Source organism: Acinetobacter sp. A2 (assembly GCF_048537555.1).
Classification (GTDB): domain Bacteria; phylum Pseudomonadota; class Gammaproteobacteria; order Pseudomonadales; family Moraxellaceae; genus Acinetobacter.
The window spans coordinates 800257-822277 of sequence record NZ_CP183239.1 but is presented as its reverse complement, the minus strand read 5'-3'; the positions used below and the strand labels follow the sequence as shown (position 1 = coordinate 822277).

The following is a 22021-nucleotide window of genomic DNA, read 5'->3' as shown; positions in this document are numbered from 1 at the left end:
GGCTGAGTGACCAATTGGAATAAGATTTAGATATACTGATTTGCACCAGAATATTGAATTGAAGCTTATGCCACCTGCTCTATCAAGCCAACCCCACACTCAACTGAATTGGTTTAAACGTGTGCTGAGTAGCATGGTTGCGCTGATTTTAGTATTCGATGGTCTGTATTTAATCAGTTTAAAGAAAATTCATTTTGGCACAGTACTGCCCGTGGTCATTGGTATAATTTTATTGGGTTATGCCTTATTTTACAGTTGGATTCAACGCAAGCTCACACAGCACTCAAAACTAAAAATATACTGGAGATTAGTGTGGAGCCTATTCTGGCTGTGGTGCATCAGTTTATTCTATTTTTTTGCTTATATTCATTTGGGCACACAGTCTCAAACATCCACTCAACCCAATGCCAAAGTGGTTATTGTATTGGGTAGCGGGATTGAAAACGGACTTCCCTCACCAACATTAGCCAAACGGCTAGACACTGCAGCAACTTACGCACTACAACATCCACAAAGTTATTTGATTGTGAGTGGAGGGCCTGCCTTTGCAGAACAACTGACCGAAGCGCAGGTCATGTCAAATTATTTGCAACAGCATTATGCCATTGCCGCATCCAGAATTATTTTAGAAACGAAAAGTACCAGTACAGCGCTGAATTTACAGAATAGCCAACCACTACTCCACCGCTTAGGTACAGATAAAACTCAACCGATTATAGTAGTCACCAGTGATTTTCATACCCTACGTGCAGCTGCAATTGCCAAACGGCAGGGGTATACGCAATTCAGCATGCTCAGTGCACCTACACCACTCTATACGCGCTATAACGCATGGTTACGCGAGTATTTTGCATATATCAGTGGTTGGTTGCTCAATGAGTATTAAAATTCAAGCAATACAGCTTGCTTAATTGATACGAATCGAACGTGGCAATGGAATTTGCATATCTTTAAAAAATTCAGGTTTTTGCATATAAACCTGATACAAATAATTTTTCAAATCCAATAATAATTTTTCAGGGGCAACCAATACATTCTGCCCTTCTGGACTTAAATTCATAGAAATATTGGTGCTTTCTTGACGTAAAAAAGGAATCACTTTTTCAATAAAGTCTTTCAGTGAAATTTCTTGTACTTGGTAGTTTGCCCAATTGTCTTTTATCAGCAATTTGGCCAGACTTTTATTTTGCCAAATTGCAAAAGCACGCTGGCCTGTAGGTGTTGCACACAATGCCCAGCCATCTTCATATAAAGCAAACACATGCCCCTGAGACACCATCGTCTCAATAAATTGCTTATAAATATCTTGCGCGTTATAAGTTTGCGTTACTTGCTTAGACGCCGCTTTACGTTGATAAGGATTTCGCATAAGTCACGGATATTAATATTATTATAGATAAAAAATTCTAGGCGAATTTATAGCAATACGCAAGAAATATAAGATAAAGAAGGAGAAGAAGATATGGTGGGCGCTGACGGGATCGAACCGCCGACATTCTGCTTGTAAGGCAGACGCTCTACCAACTGAGCTAAGCGCCCTGAGAGATAAAAATAACGCTGTTATTTTTACGACGCAAGACCAACAAAGTGAATAGTCTTGGTATTTGATCTCACTTTTCACTTCAGGGCGTGAAAAATGGCGCAGCGGACGGGGCTCGAACCCGCGACCCCCGGCGTGACAGGCCGGTATTCTAACCAACTGAACTACCGCTGCAACGGTAATTGCGTTAAGCAATTAAGGTCTTTAAGTATTTATGTCAGAACATATTTACTTGAATATGGTGGGCGCTGACGGGATCGAACCGCCGACATTCTGCTTGTAAGGCAGACGCTCTACCAACTGAGCTAAGCGCCCTGATAAGATCAGAACAGTATTCTGTGCTGATTTTGCAAAACTGTCAAATTTTGCATGATGCTAGTTTAAGTCTATCAGGCAACTTAAACCTATTCTTTAGAATGGCGCAGCGGACGGGGCTCGAACCCGCGACCCCCGGCGTGACAGGCCGGTATTCTAACCAACTGAACTACCGCTGCATCGCAAAAGAATCTGGTGGGCGCTGACGGGATCGAACCGCCGACATTCTGCTTGTAAGGCAGACGCTCTACCAACTGAGCTAAGCGCCCTCAAAAGCAATTTATGTAAATGGCGCAGCGGACGGGGCTCGAACCCGCGACCCCCGGCGTGACAGGCCGGTATTCTAACCAACTGAACTACCGCTGCACTTACACAAAGTCACTATTGTGGTACAAACAATGGTTAAGAATCTTAAGTGGCGCAGCGGACGGGGCTCGAACCCGCGACCCCCGGCGTGACAGGCCGGTATTCTAACCAACTGAACTACCGCTGCACGTAAGAATCTATAACGAAAAGGCTTGGTGGGCGCTGACGGGATCGAACCGCCGACATTCTGCTTGTAAGGCAGACGCTCTACCAACTGAGCTAAGCGCCCTTAACGTCTTCATCGTTTGTGAGGTGCATTATAGAGAATCTTTACCGACTGTCAAACGCTTTTCGGCTTGTTTTCAGTTTTTTGTGACTGAGTGATTAAAAAATAGGTGATCCGCTATAAAAACAAACAAATTCTGTAAGTTATTTTAGTTTTCAAGCAAAATTAATGGGCTTTTCAACTTGTTAGCACTTGCTTAGCCTACACATTGATTTACGCATTTGGCTAGAGTTTTATAGTTCACTATAACTACCCTTTTCATGCAAAACTTGCAGATCAACCATTCAAATCAAGTTTCTGTTCAGAAATATAAACCAATGCTTTTTCAGGAATTAAGTCAAATAATTCCAAAATATCTTGATTACGCATACGAATACAGCCATGTGAAGCAGGAATGCCCATCGGCTCTGTATCTGGCGTGCCATGTAAATAGATATAACGTTGAAAAGTATCGCAGCCCTCGCCCTGATTAAATCCTTGCTCTAAACCGCTAAGCCATAAAATACGGGTTAAAATCCAGTCTCGCTCAGGAAATTGCTCTGCTAAATCTAAATTGTAAATTTCACCTGTTGGCTGACGGGCAATAAAAACTGCATTTTCTGGTTCATTTTCCCCAAACTTCAAGGCGACTTCGTGCCATCCTCGTGGGGTCTTACCACTATTTTCAGCTTCACCGATGCCATTAACACCGCTGGAAATAACATAAAATTTACGATGCTTAGGCAAATATAAAGTTTGCTCTGCCAAATCAATCAAAATATCAGCTTGGGCGTATGAATATGACATTGCTTCATCCTATTATTATTCTTTAAATGGTGGCTCAGGTTCAGGACGCAACCACAACCAAACGCCAACTACAAACATGGTGGTATTGGTAAAAATTTTGACTGCAACCGGTGCTGTGGTAAACAACATAATGATCGCACTAATACTCATCATAGTAGTTGCAAACCATTTGGCTTTACGTGGCACTGTCCCATTAGCGCGCCAGTCTCTTAAGGTACTGCCATATTTAGGATGATTCAGTAACCAGTCATCCATCTGTGGCCACCCGCGTGAAGCGGCCCATGCTGCAAGTATCAGGAAAACTGTGGTGGGCATGCCTGGCAGCAATGCACCAATAAAGCCAAGGATGACAAAGATCACCACCAAACTTCGCCAAAACAAGCTTTGCATACCACTGTCCCAAACTACGAATTGCGGTAGTATAAAGCGTTTTTTCATTTTCCGTGGTAATTCTGCATTTTTCGCATGGATTCGTACATGATTGAGTTGCAACCTCCTACGCTTGCGCCCGAAGTCTGGTTAAATTATCGTACTGCTGCAGTACGACAATTGGCATTTGCTTTGGCAAGCCCCAATATTTTGTCTAGTTTGCCGCCAGAATTACAAATTCAACATGCCTTTACACTGCATGCAGATATTTTTTGGCAACAGCATTATCTCAATTACCAACAGCGTTTGGCTTATTTAGATTTACATCCCGAAGCTTTACATAATTTTCTAAATCAACTCAAAAGTACCCGCTTGGGTTTGCGTTTTGAAATGCTGATGTGGTTTTGGTTGCTCGATCGTGACTATCATCCCTTTGAATTACTCGGACACAGTATTCAAATTATTGATGGAGCAAAAACTATAGGTGAACTAGATTTTTTACTGCGTAACCATGACACCCAGCAAATTGAACATTGGGAAGTCGCTTTAAAATATTACTTGGCCGAAGCAGATTTTTCCTTGCCACATTGGTATGGCTTAAACCGTTCCGACACTTTGGCACGCAAACTCAATCATTTCAGTCAAAAACAATTCCAGTTTGAGCAGGCTTTAAACTTTCCCATTCAGCAGCGTTTTGCAGTTCTGAAAGGTCAGTTATATTTCCCACATCCACATCGCCAAAATACTGTAAACCGCACGCCACACTGGGTTAATCGTGCACGTCGGTTAGGCACTTGGGGCAACCATATTCCAGAAAAAACGGCTGACTTTTATCGTTTACAACGACACGAATGGATTTGCCCAAATGCGCAAGCCAGTAGTTTAACCAACCAATGGTGGACTGATGGCTTATATTTCCAAGCCACAACTTCTGAATTTTATATGTATAGAGCAGCTTCTTATCTCAGCTATCCGCCCTTACACGTTGAATAACAGTTTCAACATTTCATTACGCAACCACCATGAAAGTTACCTATTTATTTTTTTGTTTATTTCTTAATCTAAAAACACAGGACAAAATGTTTCTTGCTTTAAAATACTGGAGATAATCATGAAAAAAATTTTAGCAACCTCACTACTTATGATGTTTGTTTTAACTGGTTGTAACACCATTAAAGGCGTGGGTGAAGATGTTTCATCTGCTGGTAATGCAGTCAGCAATACCGCTGAAAAAACTCAGCAAGAAATCCGTCAATAATTCTGGGTTTCTTGGTGAAAACTTTCACCTGAAACATCAGAAATTCAAAAAACCTTGTGCTCAAACAAGGTTTTTTTACACTAAAATTTCACTTTTTTAGCATTATTCCCCTATTATTAGTACTCATTATTGATAAACGTCTGAAACGCGCATGACCTCTACTGCTACTCTCGATTTAAGCCTGCAACTTTTACGTCAACCCTCGGTCACACCTGTCGATCACAACTGTCAAAACATGATGGCAGCGCGCTTAGAAAAAATTGGTTTCAACATAGAATCTATGCGTTTTGACGATGTCGATAACTTGTGGGCACGTAAAGGCACAGCATCACCTGTTTTTTGTTTTGCAGGTCATACCGATGTTGTCCCTACTGGCAGTTTGGATGCTTGGAATTCTGATCCATTCGCACCAGAAATTCGTGATGGCAAATTGTATGGTCGTGGCAGCGCCGATATGAAAACCGCCTTGGCTGCCATGGTGGTGGCTTCAGAACGCTTTGTTGCCAAGCATCCTAATCACAAAGGTTCAATTGCCTTTCTTATCACTTCAGATGAAGAAGGTCCATCTATTAACGGCACGGTGAAAGTGGTAGAAACCTTAGAAGCACGCAATGAAAAAATGACTTGGTGCTTGGTGGGTGAACCTTCTAGTACAAATCAGTTGGGCGATATTGTTAAAAATGGACGTCGTGGTTCACTCAATGGCGTATTGACCGTTAAAGGCAAACAAGGTCATGTGGCTTATCCACATTTGGCGATCAACCCAATTCATACTGCTTCTCAAGCCATTTCTGAGTTATGTGAAACTGTGTGGGATCATGGCAATGAATACTTCCCTGCGACCTCGTTTCAGATTTCAAATATTCAAGCAGGTACTGGTGCAACCAATGTAGTACCAGGCAACATGACTGTCACTTTTAATTTCCGTTACTCAACTGAAGTCACCGCAGATGAATTAAAAGCGCGTGTATTAGAAATTTTAGATCGACATCAAGTTGATTATGAGATTGATTGGACACTATCAGGCTTACCTTTTTTAACACCTGTAGGTGAACTTGTGAATGCGGCACGTCAGGCTATTCGCAATGTGACAGGTATTGAAACTGAATTATCCACCAGTGGTGGTACATCAGATGGCCGTTTTATTGCACCCACAGGCGCACAAGTACTTGAACTTGGGGTATTAAACGCAACCATCCACCAAATTAATGAGCATGTAAATGTAGCCGATTTAGAACCATTGGCAGAAATCTATGAGCAAATTTTAGAAGGTTTATTGACCTAAAATCAGAAAATACAGCGTTAAAATAGAAAAGGAACTCAATTTGAGTTCCTTTTCTATTGGCCAAACAATGCTTATTCAGCTGTCAGATTTTCTTGAATGTATTGCAAGTTTGGCACATGAAAGACTTGATCACCCATACGTACATATTGGAATACGCTAGGATCATCAGCTTGTTGGTCATCATCAACCACTTCAGAAATACGCAAACGAATGGTTTGCGGCATTTCATTACACATCAATGCAAAGCGCTGCTCCATTTCATCGCCTTCAATTACCAAGGCTACACCCATTTTTTTTTCAGGGTCATTCACTGCATAGACAGGTAATTGTGAATCGTGCCATTCCACAGTTTTAACCTGTGTGGCATTGTCCAGTGCCGATAAAACAATGTTTTGCGGTAGCAGCATGGGTTGCTTGGCATGACATTCAACAATATAGGCATCAATAAAACCCGTAGATACGGTAATTAAGTGTTGCAACTCTTGTTGGCTGATCTGGCCAAGTAAATTTGGACTATTGCTCTGACTCATGGCTTACCCCCGACTCGCTGCTAATAATTGTTCAATATTGGCAAGCAATTCTGCCTCTTGGAACGGTTTACCCATATAGTGAGTAACACCTAAACTGAACGCACGCTCACGGTGCTTCTCACCCGTACGCGAGGTAATCATAATAATTGGCAAGTTGCTGTGAATATCGTGGTGACGTACCAAGTTAGTCACTTCAAAACCATCCATTCGTGGCATTTCAATATCTAGCAGCATCAGGTCTGGTTTAACATTTTCCAGCTGCTCCATGGCATCAACACCATCTTTCGCTGTGACAATATCATAACCTTGACGCTCAAGCAGACGTGACGTTACTTTACGTACAGTTACCGAGTCATCCACAATCATAATCAAGCGGCGTGCATCACGACGTTGTGTATCACGCTGATCGCTGGCTTGCTTGGTACGTTGCGTTGCAAGAATCTGACGAGCAATATTTTGACCATCTAAAATCAGACAAACCTGACCATCACCTAAAATAGTTGCGCCTGCAATTGCACCAATGCTTGAGAACTGCTGACCAATTGGTTTCACAACAATCTGACCACGTGAGCCAATTAACTGATCCACCAATAAGGCAATGGTTTGCCCTGTACTACCTTTAATTAACAGCACCGGTAATGAGTGACCAACGTGATTTAAACGTGGTAAAGGCTGATTGCCGACAAACTCAGACAAGTAACGTAACTTGTAGCTTTGGTTGTCAATTTGGAAGAGGTCTTCATTGCTGTTGAAGTATGTTTCCAAAGTGCTTGGTGCAATACGCACAATACGATCAATTTGCGCCAATGGTACTGCAAATTGTTGATCACCAACTTTTACCATCAAGGCATCTGATACCGCAACCGTGGTCGGTACACGAATACTAAAGGTTGTGCCTTGACCCAAAGTTGAATCTACAGAAACGTGACCACCGAGCGCTTTAATTTCGCTTTGCACTACGTCCAAGCCAACCCCACGACCTGAAATTTGTGTCACCGCCTGTGCAGTGGTGAAACCAGGGTGGAAAATTAACTGTAGAATTTCATTTTTATCGAGGTCTTGATCTGACTTAATTAAACCCAAGCTCAAAGCTTTTTGTTTAATTTTCGCATCATCAATACCTTTACCATCATCCACAAACGTCACCACAACATCTGTGCCTTGGCGGCTAATGTTAAGTTCAATTTTTCCGACTTCAGGTTTATTGGCCGCTGCACGTTGTGCAGGGTCTTCTATACCATGGTCTACCGCATTACGTAGCATGTGCTCAAATGGAGTCACCAAACGTTCAAGAATGGTACGGTCCAACTCACCTTCGGTATTGTGTACCACCAATTCTGTTGGACGGTTCAAGGTAGATGAAGTCTGACGCACAATACGTTGTAAACGTGGTAACAAGCGTGAGAATGGTACCAAACGAGTACGCATCAAGCTTTCTTGAATTTCGGCCTGAATACGTGATTGTTGTAAAAGCAAACCTTCAGCATCACGGATTTTTTCAGCCAATGTGCTCTTAAAGTCCACCAAGTCCGATGCAGATTCCGCAAGAGATTTAGACAATTGATTTAATGAGGAATATTGGTCCATCTCTAATGGGTCAAAGTCTGCATAACGTGAGTTTTCAGAACCGTGTTTGGCAATAATCTGTGATTCCAACTCGCCTTCCATTCGGCGTAACTGATCTGCCAGACGTTTGATCGCCAATTCCATTTCATTCAGCGTACCGCCAAGCTGTCCCAGCTCCATTTCAATACGTGAACGGTTAATCGAGTTCTCACCAGACAAGTCAATCATCTTCTCTACCAAGTCGGCAGAGATACGAATCATCTCATTGCTATTGTCTAGTGTGGCTGTTTCACTCCACTCACCTGACATTGCAGGCGGCTCGGTGCCATCCCCTTGTACAAACTCATAACTACGACTTGGTGATAACAAGTCTGTATGCGTTAAACGCTCAGGCAATTGCGCAGAAACATCCACAAATTGCATAGCGGCCAAGCTCGATTTCAGACTTTCATAATTGCTGTAATCGGCTTTAAAGATAGCATCACGCAACCAAGCCAACGCAGTTTGTAAAAGTGCATCATAAACATTCGAGTTAAACTGATGCACAGCAAACTGTTCAAAGGTACTTTCAAGCTGATAGGCGATTTGCGCAACAGGCTCAATTTCAGCCATACGTGCGCCACCTTTTAAGCTGTGCGCAGCACGTTGTAACTGTAGCAAAATACTACGGTCACTACGTTGTTCAAACCAATGCTTCAAGCGCTGATCCGCTGAATCTAAAATTTCTTCAGCTTCTTCACGGAATGTTTCTTCTACTATAGAAAGCAGTTGTTCATCTTCAGACTCAGCCGTTGTTTCGGGAGCAGCAATTTCAGTGATTGGTTCAAATACGGCTGCAGGGGCATCTTCAAGTTCAACTGAAACATCATCTGCCAATACTTCTTCTGCAGACTGCATCTCGGCTTCTGCTTCAGTTTCGGCTTCTGTTTCAACTTGCACTGGCTGCTCTTGTTGCATTAAAGGTTGAACAGCGGTATTCGTTTCAATTGATTTACCTTGTGACAAGCTAACAATGTCAGCCAAAATCGCAATGGATTCTGGCGCTGCATAGTCCACACCTTCTTCACGAATGGTTTGAATACGGTCTGCAATGTCGTCTTGTACTAAACGAATAATTTGAATCAACGCAGGTGAAACAACAATTTGGTTGTTGATAATGCGCTCATAAATTGATTCAAGGTTATGCGCAATTAAACCAATATGCGTTGCAGCAATCATATTCGCACCACCTTTTAAAGTGTGCAAATAACGCATCAGGTTGTTTAAGGCTGATGTATCACTGGCGTCTTTAGACCACGTGTTTACATCTTCATCCATTCCCACCAAAAGTTCTTCGGCTTCTTCAAGGAAGATGTCTTGTAAATCTGGATCAAAATCCTTGTTGGCATCTGCTGCGTGGATATTTTGGCGGTCAGCGGCAATACGTTGTGACAATTGCGCCAAGTTTACCGCACCAGAACTTTCTACAGTTGCAACCTCTGATGAAGTCTCAACATTTTCTACTTCAGCAGGGGCAGTTTCAGTGACTTGATCAGCTTCTTCAATCACGCTTTCAGATGTTTCAAGCGCCGACTCTTCAATATCTTGCTGTACAAATGCAGTTAAGTCATTCAGCGTTTTCTGAATATCTTCAGTGACCGTGACACGCTGCCCAGCTGCCAAAGTATCGAATAAATGGATAAATTCTTGATGTGCCTGCGCAAATAGCTCGTAAGCATATTCTGAATTTAGCAAAACTGGTTGAGCTAAAACACGGTCATACGCTGCTTTCAGCTCTTGAGTAAATTGATGAATACCAATTGATGCACGGTTATCGGTATGATCCACCAACAATTGTGCCTGCGCACTCAATTCTTGCAAATAGTCTGGATACTGTGCTTGCGCCAATTTATCAAATTCAAATTCGGCATCAAGTAAACGGTCAATATTCAGTTCAATTAATTTAGAGACCAAACCTTGAGGATTGGCTAATTCATCAGTGTCGCTGCTGCTAAAGCCGTAGTTATCCCACGCTTTGTTAAAGGTGTCATATATGACATCTAAACCATCACAACGTCCTTGACGCAGAATATGCAAATAATCACGTACAAATTCTGCATACTGCACCAACAATGCTGTTTCTTTAGAGGTCGATTCAATTTCATCTTGCACAAAGGCTTTGAATAAGTTTTCAACTTTAGAGCTGGCTTCAAACACCTGATCAATTTGCGCCATCGATGAACTACCACGCAAAGTATGCAGGGCGCGAATCAGACCATTGTAATCTTGAGATTTAATTTGTTCTTGTGCCAAGAATTGATCAATGGTCGCTAAATGCTCTTCGGCTTCTTCAATAAAAATAGATAGGGTTTCAGCCAATAGACTTTCATCTGTGCTCGTGTCTTGCTCAACTTCAGCGTGTTCAACATCTGCAGGCAGTTCTGCTGATTCTAATTCTTCTGTCGCCGCTACTGTAGTAGTCATTTCAGACTCAACAGCATCACTCAGCTCAAGACCTGTTGGTATATCTTGTGCTGTTAATTGATCGGCTAAAACAAGTAATTCTTCTAATGCTGGTTCAGGACTTTGGTTTTGCTGTAATTGTTGTCCTAAAAGTACCAATGGGCGTAAATCAATATCAATGACACCCACATTTTTGAAAATTGGATACAGTTTATATTGATAAATATGGAAAACAGTTTTTGCAAATTTTTGAATATCAGTATTTAGGGTAACAGCACCCGAAAGCACACGGTTTAAAGTATCTTCTACCGTCCATGCCAGTTCGCCCGCAGACTTCGCACCGACCATGCGACCCGAGCCTTTTAAGGTGTGAAAGTGACGACGAATGGTCACTAAAGTTTCTTGGTCTGTCGGATTTTCGAACCAAGTTACAAATAATGGATTTAATTCTTCGAAGATTTCTTCAATTTCTTCAACAAAAATTTCAAGAATTTCCGCATCTTGATCAAGATAACTATCTTCAGGAAGCGTCGTTGTTTCAACTAAATTTTTTAATATTTCTTTCATAGCTAAGGCTTCTTACGTTTTCAGCACCGAAAGGTACTTCAACTTAATTGTAACCATCCTGAATGCCCCTAACTCAAAAGTTAAGTTCATCTTTTCGATGCTTTATCTCTGAATGATGGTGTACCTCTACCGAAGTATAGGTACACCCTTCCCCAAGCTGGAATTCCGCTTATTCAGGTAGTTTAAAGTCAGTTACAGATTCACGTAATGATTCTGCCATGTTGGCCAACTCAGATACCGAACGTGCTGTATCAAAGGTTGCCGTTGTGGTTTGCGAAGTAATTTCTTGTACAACGTTCATCGTAGTTGCAATGTGACCTGCAGACGCAGACTGTAGTTTTGCAGCATCCGAAATGTTAGAAATCAATTTCGCAAGGTTGCTCGATACTGTTTGAATCTCATCGAGTGCAACACCCGCATCCTTAGATAAGTTCGCACCACGTACAACCTCAGAAGTCGTTTGTTCCATCGAAATTACGGCTTCGTTGGTATCGGTCTGAATCGTTTTAACCAGTGTTTCAATCTGCTTAGTTGCAGATGCTGAACGTTCTGCTAGACGCTGTACCTCATCCGCAACGACCGCGAAACCACGACCTGCTTCACCCGCCATAGACGCCTGAATTGCTGCGTTCAATGCCAAGATGTTGGTTTGGTCGGCAATATCGTTAATCAAGGCAACGATGTTACCAATCTCTTGTGAAGATTCACCCAAACGCTTAATACGCTTAGAGGTTTCTTGAATCTGCTCACGAATGATATCCATACCTTCAATTGAACGGTTTACAACGTCCGCACCATTCGATGCGATATGTACCGAACGTTCTGCTACCGCAGCGGATTCTTCCGCGTTGGCAGATACTTGGTCAATCGACATTGCCATTTCGTTAATCGCCGCAGATGCACCTGCAATTTCTTGCGCCTGATGTTCAGAAGCTTCTGCTAACTGGTTGGTAATGTTCTGCGTAGTTGCCGTATATTGTGCAACTTCGTGTGATGTTTCATGAATACGCGATACAAGGTCACGTAATTGGTCAATCGCGAAGTTAATCGAGTCAGCAATTGCGCCTGTAAAGTCTTCCGATACCGTTGCGTATGAACGTAAGTCACCATCTGCAAGGTCGGCGATCTCATCGAGTAGACGTAAAATCGCGTTTTGGTTACGGTCATATTCATCTTGTAGACGAACCACACGAGTTTTATCGGCTTCACCACGTAAGCCAAGTAATTTGAATACACAGAACAAGAATGCAAGTAAGGCTGCAATTAAGCCAATTGCTGGAATTGCAATAGACCAACCTGAACTGCCAGACAATTTATTTAAATTACTTAAAAGTTTATCAGACTGGTCAAAAATAGAAGATGAAGCCTGACGTACTTTTACAATTTGAGTAGAGTTACTTAAAACGGTTGCAGCAGCAGATTTCAATACATCTTCATATTCTGCTTGAATACCTGTTAATGACTCACGTAAGTCTTCTTGTGCAATACGTTGTACACCCAACTCTGCACTACCATTTAACTGTGCAGCCAAATACGCACCGAAAGTTTCAGTATCGGCACTGAAGTCATCCGCAGATTCACGTGAACTATCTGTACCTGTTAACACCGAGCTAATTGAACGCAAGATACGTTCTGCAATGAATACCTGGTTTTTTGCAATTACAACCTGGCTACTTGGCATATCTTGACGTGCCATTTGGTCAACCATCAAGTTATATTCAGCCTGAATACCTGGAATGGTTTCACTGATTGCAATGTTAGTGTCATAAAGTTGGTTAATGATTTTTTGTTGCGAAGCAATCAAATCAATATTTTCAGAAACCGATTTCCACTGTGTTTCAACTTCACGCAACGTGTCTGTACTAGCATGAATGTCTTTAACCGTTTCTAAGTTTTCTGCAAAAGATTTTTGCGAATCGGTCAAGTTTTTGATTGATTCAGGTGTACCTGATGCAGTTGCTTCAGTCGCTTGACGTGAAATGGTTTGTGACAATAGACGTAAATCACCCAAACTACGGGTAAAATCGTTATTACGCGGCACACTATAAAAGAGGTATAGCAACAGGAAAAGCGATAAGATGATACAAAAAGCTGCGCCTAAAATAAGTGGCTTAGATTTTTCTGTTTCACCAAATACACTCGCAAACTCATCAGTTCGCGTTTGTAATTTTGCCACAAAACCTGGCCCACTTGCTTTACGAACAGTTTCTTCGCCTGAATTTTTCTTTTTAAGTTTAAAGCCCATGCAGCTTCTCCCCGATTGACGCCTTCATTTTTTAGGTGCGCGACAGTTAATTTATAAATTTTATAGATGCGTTCATGTATTTTGGGTTTTGCAATAAACGACTAAATAAGAAAACATGCCATTGTTGGTTATGCTGGTGAAAATAGCCCTGACAATATTCTTGTAAATTACTTTCTAAATCATTGTGTTTAGAGAAGAAACTTTTCTTATTAAAGTGCTGTATACCCAAAACTTGATCTACAACCAAACCGACATAATGGTCATTATGACTAATACACATTACTTTTTGAGTAGGTGAATATTGGCTGCTTTGCCCAGAAACATAATGTGCCAAATCTGAAACTGAGAGCAATCTACCCCGAATATTGGCCAAACCGACCACCCAAGGTTGGGTGTTCGGAACTGGTGTGTATTTCGGTGGGTAAATAACCTCAGAAACCTCTCCCAATGGAGCAACAAAATATTGCCCCATCATCTCAAAAGCAATGCCTGACCAGCGGTTTACCTCATTTTCGGTACTAACGTAGTTTTTGTTACCACGTTTAGATAACCGAAGTAATTCAATAAAACCATTTGCAGCCATAGCTTATCCTGCATTTAGATGTTGATTAATCACATCAATTAATTGTTTTTCGTCAACAGGTTTGGTTAAGTAATCGCTTGCACCTTGGCGTTTCCCCCAAACACGATCGGTTGCCTGATCTTTGGTACTCACAATTACAATTGGAATGTGTTTAGTGGTATCACCACGCGAAATTTGACGTGTTGCCTGAAAGCCATTCACGCCTGGCATAACCACATCCATTAATACTAAATCTGGTAATTCAGCTTGCGCCATGGTCACGCCATCTGCACCATTCGCTGCTTCAATGACTTCAAAACCATGCTTGGTCAAGATTTCTCTGAAGCGGAATGTTTCTGTAGGTGAATCATCTACAATAAGAATACGAGCCATTATTTTCCCCAATAAATCTAACTAACTAATAATTATGCTGTCACGTGGTTACGAATGGCGTTTAATAATTCATCTTTACTAAATGGTTTAGTCAGATACTCATCAGAACCTACTACACGTCCTTTGGCTTGGTCAAATAAACCATCTTTACTTGATAGCATAATGACAGGAATGTTTTGGTAGTTTTGCGAGTTTTTAATTAAGGCACACGTTTGGTAACCATCTAGGCGTGGCATCATAATATCTACGAATACGATATCTGGATTTGATTCGGCAATTTTGGATAAAGCTTCAAATCCATCAACTGCGGTAACCACTTCACAACCTTCACGCTGTAGAAGTGTTTCAGCTGTACGGCGAATGGTTTTTGAATCATCAATCACCATGACTTTTAGATTTTGGAATTTATCGTCCATTCAATGACCCTTCCCATTTTGTTTGTACAAGCAACTGAGTAGAAATTTTTACACATTGATCGTATTTTTAACATATCTTTACTTGTAGTTTCAACGAACATATTTAGCTCGAAGCTACACTTTTACACCATTATCACCAAATCACTCACACTTTCTGGTGACCATCGATATTTTTTTATCGGTTGTGTTTTTTTAATTTCTAATTTTGATCTAATATAACACTATATATTACGTTTAATTTAAGTAATTTAGTCAACTTTCATTTGGGGGACAACGTGAGCACTTATTTTGCACAATTACTCGCCGTCAAATTAAAACAAAACAAAAAGTCGTTCAAAATGGCGATGCTAGCGTTGCTTCTGTTTCCCTCTGCTCAATTGATGGCTGAAACTCAAAATAAAGCAGTATGGTATCGTTATTATGATCAAAAAGGCGTAGCCAATATTAGCAGCAATGTGACCCCAAATCATATCCGCTATGGCTATGAGGCTTTGGATCGGAACATGCAAGTGATTCAGCGTGCTCGTCCCTATAATACTGAAACCGATATTAAAAAAGCACCACAACGTGCTGCTCAAGCACGTCAGAGTGAGTCGGACCAGCGTCTAAAAAAAGCCTATACCAACAGTCAAACTGCCACCATTAAGAGAAATAACACTTTAGCGCACATTAAAAAGCAAATTAGCTTTCAACAAGAACAACTCAAGCAACTCCAAACTGACCGTATTAGTTTTAAACGTCAGGAAATGGAGTATTTACGTAAAGTTAAGCCTGTACCACCACAACTGAAAACCAATTTAGACAATAACTTAAAAAATATTGAATTAAAAAAAGACATGATTCAATCTTTACAAACAAGCTATCGAAATACCCAAGCAGAATACGACAGAATTATTCAACGCCTCAGAGTCCTAGAATAGGGTCGGCTTTCTTTGCGTTGTCATTTTGACATTAAAATAAGGACAAATATGCATGCACATTGCACAGCGTATCGCATTCATTTTTAATCAACAACCTTTGCCACTTCTTCGGATCAGTACACTTGGATTATGTGTATTTCTTGCTGCCTGCCAAAAAAATGAAACAGAAAATGTTGCTCCAACACCAGAAAAAATAGAATTAATTCAACAAGATTTAGTTACCATCCAGCAAGGCAGTGCCATCAAAAAAACTGCCTTTACAGGCACCGTGCGTGCGGTCAATCAAAGTAGTATTCAATCGCAAGTCAGCGCCACTGCCACATCCGTGAATGTGAAAGTGGGTGATGCAGTGCAACGTGGGCAAACCTTGGTTCGTCTGAACAATCAAGACAATGCTGCACGCTTGGCGCAAACACGCGCCAATTTGGCCGCAACCCAAGCTCAAGCCAACCAAGCTCGGAATATGATGCAGCGAAAAAAACGCCTGCTCGATCAAGGTTTTATTTCACAGGTTGAATATGAACAAAGTCAGTTGGACTATCGTGCGCAAATTGAAAATGTGCGGGTACAACAAGCCAATGTAGATATTGCACTCAAAGCCGATCAAGACGGCACGATTACAAGCCCTATACGTGGCGTTATTACTCAGCGTCAAGTAGAACCAGGGCAAACTGTTGCTGTAGGACAGACTTTATTTGAAGTGGTCGATCCTTCACGCTTAGAAATTCAAGCCAAATTACCAAGTGACTTACAGGCAGCCCTGAAAGTGGGACAAAAAATTGAATATCAATTGCAAGGTCACAACAACACACTCAATGCCCAGATTAGTCGTGTTTCTCCTGTTGCAGATTTAGCCAGTCGTCAAATTGAGTTTTTTGCCACTCCATTAGAAGCCCTCCCCTCACTCAGTATTGGTGCTTTTGTAGATGGTCATATTTTGGCAAGCAATCAAATTTCAGGGCAAATTATTCCACTTAACACCATCCACAATATAGAAAACAAGCCTTATGTATGGGTTATTCGTGATCAAAAAATTGCACGTATAGACGTTACTGTTTTAGAACAACGCTATAGCGACAATACCGCTGTGATTCAAGGCTTACAACCCAATGACTTGGTCAGTCGTGTTAGCTTTCAGCCTGATCAAATTCAGCAACCTGTAATCATTCAAAAACAGCCGCAATAGTTCGCAAATATTGTATTGAATCTGTCCAATAAATAAAAAATCAGGATCGTTGTTATGTGGTTTACCCGAGTTAGTGTCAAGTACCCTGTTTTTACCATCATGATGATGTTTTGTCTTATGGTGCTTGGCTTGGCCTCATGGCAACGTATGGGTGTAGAAGAATTTCCTGATGTCGACTTCCCTTTTGTGGTGGTTTATACCAGCTATCCGGGCGCCTCACCTGAAACAGTCGAGTCTGAAATTACCAAGAAAATGGAAGATCAGATCAATACCATTTCTGGACTAAAACAACTAGTTTCACAATCTAGTGAAGGACTGTCTACCATCATTGCCGAATTCAATTTGGATGTTCCTTCAGCAGTCGCGGCACAAGATGTACGTGATAAAATTTCTTCAGTCAGTGCAGAGTTTCGTGATGAAATTCAAGACCCTGTGGTAGAGCGATACGATCCAACAGCCAATGCGGTCATGTCGATTGTATTTGAATCATCACAAATGTCTCTGCGGGATTTGAGCTCCTATTTAGATCAACAGGTTGTGCCACAACTGCGTACCGTGTCAGGCGTGGGCACAGTCAATTTACTGGGCGATGCACAACGACAAATTCGGATTGAGGTTGATCCACAAAAATTAATGAGTTTTGGCATAGGAGTTGATCAGGTCATCAATACCCTTAAAGCTGAAAATATTGAGGTTCCTGGCGGCACGCTCAAGCAGGCCAACAGTGAGTTGGTGGTCGAAATCCAATCCAAAGTTATCCACCCATTGGCTTTTGGCGATTTGATTATTGCCAATAAAAATGGCGCACCGATCTTTTTAAAACAAGTGGCGACCATTCAAGACAGCCAAGCCGAGTTGGAAACCAGTGCATTTTTAAATGGACAAACTGCCGTTGCAGTCGACATTTTACGCAGCTCCGACTCCAACGTCATTGAGGTGGTGGATAACACCTACAAAACTCTGGATCGCATTCAAGAGCAACTCCCTGCGGACATTACCGCAAAAGTCGTGGTGGATTCTTCTAAAGGCATTCGTGGCAGTATTCGTGATGTCGCTCGTACGATTATTGAAGGTGCCATACTTGCAGTCCTGATTGTACTGCTGTTTCTAGGTTCATTTCGTTCTACAGCCATTACAGGGCTGACCTTACCCATTGCCCTACTGGGTACACTAACCTTTATTTGGGCATTTGGTTTTACCATCAACATGATGACCTTGCTGGCGCTCTCGCTCAGTATTGGCTTATTAATTGATGATGCGATTGTGGTGCGTGAGAATATTGTACGTCACGCCGATATGGGTAAAGATCATGTTACTGCAGCTTTAGATGGCACCAAGGAAATTGGCTTAGCTGTTCTCGCTACAACCTTGACCATTGTAGCGGTATTTTTACCCGTTGCATTTATGGGCGGTATTATTGGGCGTTTCTTTTATCAGTTTGGTGTGACGGTAAGTACCGCTGTACTCATTTCCATGTTTGTCAGTTTTACCCTAGACCCAATGCTATCAGCACATTGGGCAGAAAAAACCAATCCATATAAAAAACCAGGTCGTATAAAACGCTTCCTCAATTGGATTTCCAACAAGCTGGATAACTTAAGCGCACATTACGAAAAATTATTAAAACTGGCACTACGTTTTCGGGTCATCACCTTATTGATTGCTGTAGGCTCTTTGTTCGGCGCGCTCGGATTATCCAAACTGATTGGCACTGAATTTGTTCCTGTACCAGATAAAGGTGAAATTCGGATTAAATTTGAAACCCCTGTAGATGCCTCTTTGGAATATTCACAGGCCAAGCTACAACAAGTGGATTACATTGTCCGTCAACACCCCGAAGTTCGTGCAACTTATGGCGTTATCAATAGCGTAACAGATCGGGGGAAAAACCATGCTAGTTTACGTGTTACCGTTAGCCCGCGTAATGAACGCCAACAAAGCCTGACTGATCTCAACAATGAATTCCGTCAGCGTTTGCAAAGTGTTGCAGGCATTAGTATTACCTCGGTGGCTTCTGCAGACGAAACAGTGTCGGGTGGTCAAAAGCCCGTGATGATTTCCATTAAAGGCCCAGATTTAGCCGAACTACAAAAAATTTCTGACCGTTTTATGTCCGAAATTGCACAGGTAGAAGGGATTGTCGATTTAGAAAGTTCACTGAAAGCGCCTAAACCTACGCTTGGTGTGCATATAAATCGTGTCTTAGCCAGTGATTTAGGATTATCAGTCAATCAAATTGCCAATATTATCCGACCACTCATCGCTGGGGATAATGTTACGACATGGCAAGATGAACGTGGTGAAACCTATGATGTGAACGTGCGCCTAGCCGAAAACCAACGCAGTCTGCCAAGTGATGTACAAAGCATGTATTTGACTTCACAAAAAACTGATTCCAATGGACAAAGCATTCTAGTGCCTTTGGCGAGTGTTGCGAGCTTTGAAGAAAGCCTCGGTGCAGCACAAATTAACCGAAGAGATTTAGCTCGTGAAGTTTTGGTAGAAGCGAACACCGCAGGTCGACCTGCAGGTGACATTGGTGCCGACATACAAAAAATTCAGGATAATTTTAAGCTCCCTGTGGGCTATAGTTTTGACACCCAAGGTTCCAATGCCGATATGGCCGAATCTGCGGGTTATGCACTGACAGCAATTACACTTTCCATCGTATTTATTTATATTGTTTTAGGCTCGCAATTTAACAGCTTTATTCACCCCGCAGCAATTATGGCTTCTTTACCGTTGTCGCTCATTGGTGTGTTCTTGGCGCTGTTTATTTTTAATTCCACCATGAACCTATTTTCTATTATTGGCATTATTATGCTGATGGGACTGGTGACCAAAAATGCGATTCTACTGATTGATTTTATAAAGAAAGCCATGGATCAAGGTGAGTCACGTTATGACGCTATTATTGCGGCAGGTAAAACCAGACTACGCCCTATTTTAATGACCACTAGTGCCATGGTAATGGGGATGGTACCCCTCGCACTTGGACTAGGTGAAGGCGGTGAGCAAAGTGCACCTATGGCACATGCTGTTATTGGTGGTGTGATTACGTCTACACTACTGACCTTAGTTGTTGTACCCGTGATTTTCACTTACTTAGATGACTTTAAAAACTTTATGCTGCACCAAACCCGCAAATTGCTTTCATAGCATCAAACGACATTGACGCATAATGGAGGGGCTAAATTTTAACGCAAGCTTAGCCCCATTTTTATTGTATAATCTGGCTCTGAAAAAATTCCATTTTAACGCTTCTTTATTTAGGACAGTTTCCATGCGCGCGAGTCGCTTTTTATTTGCTACGTTAAGAGAAACCCCAAACGATGCCGAGGTGATTTCTCACCAACTGATGTTACGTGCGGGTATGATTCGTAAATTGGCTTCAGGTTTATATACTTGGCTGCCAATGGGTGTGCGTGTGCTAAATAAAGTTGAAGCAATTGTTCGTGAAGAAATGAACCGCTCAGGCGCTTTAGAAACCTTTATGCCTGTTACACAACCTGCTTCTCTTTGGGAAGAGTCAGGTCGCTATGTGCAATATGGCCCAGAATTACTGCGCTTCAATGACCGCCATAACAACCCTTTTGTACTTGGCCCAACCCATGAAGAAGTAATTACCGACCTAGCACGTAATGAATTAAAAAGTTATAAGCAATTGCCAATTAACTTTTATCAAATCCAAACCAAATTCCGTGATGAAATTCGCCCTCGTTTTGGGGTGATGCGTTCACGTGAATTTATGATGAAAGATGCATACTCTTTCCATAACGATCAAGCATCTTTACAAGAAACTTACGATGTCATGTACGACACTTACTGTCGTATTTTTACACGTTTAGGTTTAGATTTCCGCCCAGTACAAGCCGATACAGGCTCTATTGGTGGTTCAGGCTCGCATGAATTTCATGTTTTGGCATCGAGTGGTGAAGATGATATCGCTTTCTCTACCGAATCTGATTACGCAGCAAACATTGAAATGGCAGAAGCTATTTTAGTGGGTGAACGTGCGGCAGCAACACAAGAACTAAAAGTTGTAGATACACCAAATCAAAAAACCATTGCCGATGTCACTGCATTTTTAGGTGCAAACAGCAATCAGTCTATAAAAGCACTTTTGGTGCAAGGTGTTGCCAATGAATCAGGACAAGTTCCTGTAATTGCTTTATTCTTACGTGGCGACCATGAGCTGAATGAAATTAAAGCAGAAAAACACCCACTGATTGCAGCTCCACTTACTTTTGCAACAGAAGCACAAATTGCAGATTTAGGCTTAACTGCAGGTTTTGTTGGCCCACAAGGTTTACTTGAAAAAGGCATCACGGTGATTGTCGACCGTGCTGCATCAGTACTTTCAGATTTTATTGCGGGTGCAAACCAAATTGACCAACATGCAACAGGTGTAAACTGGGAGCGTGATGCGCAATATACTGAAGTTTATGATTTGCGTAACGTCGTTGAAGGCGATCCATCTCCAGATGGTAAAGGTACCTTACAAATTAAACGTGGTATTGAAGTCGGTCATATTTTCCAGCTTGGCACTAAGTATTCAGAAGCTTTGGGCTGTAAAGTTCTTGGTGAAGATGGTAAGCCGTTTACCGTAACTATGGGATGTTATGGTATTGGTGTTACCCGTGTGGTTGCCTCTGCCATTGAACAAAACTTTGATGAAAAAGGAATTATTTGGCCTGCTGCCATCGCACCATTTGAAATTGCGATTGTGCCAATGAATGCACATAAATCACCACGTACATTAGAAGCAGCAGAAGCACTTTATGCTGAACTTCAAGATGCGGGTTATGATGTCTTACTAGATGACCGTAATGAACGTCCTGGTGTGAAATTCTCTGACCTTGAGCTTACAGGTATTCCGCACCGTATTGTGATTGGTGAGAAAGGTTTAGATGCAGGTACTTTTGAATATAAAGGTCGCCGTGATGCTGAATCTAGCAACCTGACGAAAGAAGAATTACTCATCAAAATTGCTAAAGAAGGTTAAACACTAAGCATAAAAAATCCCGCACAAGTTGCGGGATTTTTTTC

17 protein-coding genes and 8 tRNA genes are annotated in these 22021 nt (G+C 41.7%); 8 read left to right on the top strand and 17 right to left on the bottom strand.

Annotation, left to right across the window (positions count from 1 at the left end; translation table 11 throughout):
- Positions 1-67: 67 nt before the first annotated feature.
- Positions 68-886: a YdcF family protein gene (locus ACNS8M_RS03880; protein ID WP_419225162.1), complete on the top strand. Its 819-nt coding sequence runs from the start codon at positions 68-70 to the stop codon at positions 884-886.
- 21 nt (positions 887-907) lie between these two features.
- Here ACNS8M_RS03880 and ACNS8M_RS03875 read toward each other — a convergent pair whose 3' ends face one another.
- From ACNS8M_RS03875 to ACNS8M_RS03825, 11 genes are all read right to left on the bottom strand, one after another.
- Positions 908-1369 carry a DUF2750 domain-containing protein gene (locus ACNS8M_RS03875; RefSeq protein WP_168417854.1) on the bottom strand — a complete coding sequence of 154 codons (462 nt, stop codon included), beginning with the start codon at positions 1367-1369 and terminating at the stop codon, positions 908-910.
- A gap of 94 nt (positions 1370-1463) precedes the next feature.
- Positions 1464-1539, bottom strand: a tRNA-Val gene (locus ACNS8M_RS03870).
- Between the two features lie 98 nt (positions 1540-1637).
- Positions 1638-1714, bottom strand: a tRNA-Asp gene (locus ACNS8M_RS03865).
- A gap of 65 nt (positions 1715-1779) precedes the next feature.
- A tRNA-Val gene (locus ACNS8M_RS03860) sits at positions 1780-1855 on the bottom strand.
- A gap of 102 nt (positions 1856-1957) precedes the next feature.
- A tRNA-Asp gene (locus ACNS8M_RS03855) sits at positions 1958-2034 on the bottom strand.
- A 14-nt stretch (positions 2035-2048) separates the two neighbouring features.
- Positions 2049-2124: transfer RNA gene (locus tag ACNS8M_RS03850), tRNA-Val, on the bottom strand.
- A 20-nt stretch (positions 2125-2144) separates the two neighbouring features.
- A tRNA-Asp gene (locus tag ACNS8M_RS03845) sits at positions 2145-2221 on the bottom strand.
- Positions 2222-2271: 50 nt separating this feature from the next.
- Positions 2272-2348, bottom strand: a tRNA-Asp gene (locus ACNS8M_RS03840).
- A gap of 26 nt (positions 2349-2374) precedes the next feature.
- Positions 2375-2450: transfer RNA gene (locus tag ACNS8M_RS03835), tRNA-Val, on the bottom strand.
- A 273-nt stretch (positions 2451-2723) separates the two neighbouring features.
- The gene (elsL, locus tag ACNS8M_RS03830; RefSeq protein WP_168417855.1) at positions 2724-3233 is read right to left on the bottom strand and encodes a cell wall-recycling L,D-carboxypeptidase ElsL; all 510 of its coding nucleotides are present in this window, start codon (positions 3231-3233) and stop codon (positions 2724-2726) included.
- 15 nt (positions 3234-3248) lie between these two features.
- The gene (locus tag ACNS8M_RS03825; RefSeq protein WP_168417856.1) at positions 3249-3623 is read right to left on the bottom strand and encodes a YbaN family protein; all 375 of its coding nucleotides are present in this window, start codon (positions 3621-3623) and stop codon (positions 3249-3251) included.
- An 87-nt stretch (positions 3624-3710) separates the two neighbouring features.
- Here ACNS8M_RS03825 and ACNS8M_RS03820 point away from each other — a divergent pair, with 87 nt between their 5' ends.
- The 3 genes from ACNS8M_RS03820 (at position 3711) to dapE (ending at position 6145) form a co-directional block, all read left to right on the top strand.
- Positions 3711-4595, top strand: coding sequence for a DUF1853 family protein (locus tag ACNS8M_RS03820; RefSeq protein WP_419225161.1), 885 nt, complete (start codon positions 3711-3713; stop codon positions 4593-4595).
- 118 nt (positions 4596-4713) lie between these two features.
- A complete protein-coding gene (locus ACNS8M_RS03815; RefSeq protein ID WP_168417858.1) occupies positions 4714-4860 on the top strand; it encodes an entericidin A/B family lipoprotein in 147 nt (48 codons plus the stop codon).
- Between the two features lie 151 nt (positions 4861-5011).
- Positions 5012-6145, top strand: a complete 1134-nt coding sequence (gene dapE / locus ACNS8M_RS03810) for a succinyl-diaminopimelate desuccinylase (protein ID WP_194557669.1) — start codon at positions 5012-5014, stop codon at positions 6143-6145.
- A 71-nt stretch (positions 6146-6216) separates the two neighbouring features.
- Here the strand turns inward: dapE and ACNS8M_RS03805 are convergent, their stop codons facing one another.
- The 6 genes from ACNS8M_RS03805 to pilG form a co-directional block, all read right to left on the bottom strand.
- Complete coding sequence (locus ACNS8M_RS03805) at positions 6217-6675, bottom strand: hypothetical protein (RefSeq protein WP_194557671.1); 459 nt, start codon at positions 6673-6675, stop codon at positions 6217-6219.
- 3 nt (positions 6676-6678) lie between these two features.
- The gene (locus ACNS8M_RS03800; RefSeq protein WP_419225160.1) at positions 6679-11250 is read right to left on the bottom strand and encodes an Hpt domain-containing protein; all 4572 of its coding nucleotides are present in this window, start codon (positions 11248-11250) and stop codon (positions 6679-6681) included.
- A gap of 169 nt (positions 11251-11419) precedes the next feature.
- Entirely contained in the window at positions 11420-13495 is a 2076-nt protein-coding gene (locus ACNS8M_RS03795; protein ID WP_168417862.1) for a methyl-accepting chemotaxis protein, read from the bottom strand.
- A gap of 46 nt (positions 13496-13541) precedes the next feature.
- Positions 13542-14078 carry a chemotaxis protein CheW gene (locus ACNS8M_RS03790; protein ID WP_104852339.1) on the bottom strand — a complete coding sequence of 179 codons (537 nt, stop codon included), beginning with the start codon at positions 14076-14078 and terminating at the stop codon, positions 13542-13544.
- 3 nt (positions 14079-14081) lie between these two features.
- Positions 14082-14450: a response regulator gene (locus ACNS8M_RS03785; protein WP_004975526.1), complete on the bottom strand. Its 369-nt coding sequence runs from the start codon at positions 14448-14450 to the stop codon at positions 14082-14084.
- A 32-nt stretch (positions 14451-14482) separates the two neighbouring features.
- Positions 14483-14866, bottom strand: a complete 384-nt coding sequence (gene pilG / locus ACNS8M_RS03780) for a twitching motility response regulator PilG (protein ID WP_004975524.1) — start codon at positions 14864-14866, stop codon at positions 14483-14485.
- Positions 14867-15204: 338 nt separating this feature from the next.
- Between pilG and ACNS8M_RS03775 the strand changes: the two genes are divergently transcribed.
- From ACNS8M_RS03775 to ACNS8M_RS03760, 4 genes are all read left to right on the top strand, one after another.
- Complete coding sequence (locus ACNS8M_RS03775) at positions 15205-15786, top strand: hypothetical protein (protein WP_419225321.1); 582 nt, start codon at positions 15205-15207, stop codon at positions 15784-15786.
- 52 nt (positions 15787-15838) lie between these two features.
- Positions 15839-16972, top strand: a complete 1134-nt coding sequence (locus tag ACNS8M_RS03770; RefSeq protein ID WP_419225158.1) for an efflux RND transporter periplasmic adaptor subunit — start codon at positions 15839-15841, stop codon at positions 16970-16972.
- A gap of 54 nt (positions 16973-17026) precedes the next feature.
- Positions 17027-20131, top strand: a complete 3105-nt coding sequence (locus ACNS8M_RS03765) for an efflux RND transporter permease subunit (RefSeq protein ID WP_419225156.1) — start codon at positions 17027-17029, stop codon at positions 20129-20131.
- Positions 20132-20255: 124 nt separating this feature from the next.
- Positions 20256-21977 (top strand): proline--tRNA ligase, encoded by a 1722-nt coding sequence (locus ACNS8M_RS03760; protein WP_419225155.1) that lies wholly within the window; start codon positions 20256-20258, stop codon positions 21975-21977.
- Positions 21978-22021: the final 44 nt, after the last annotated feature.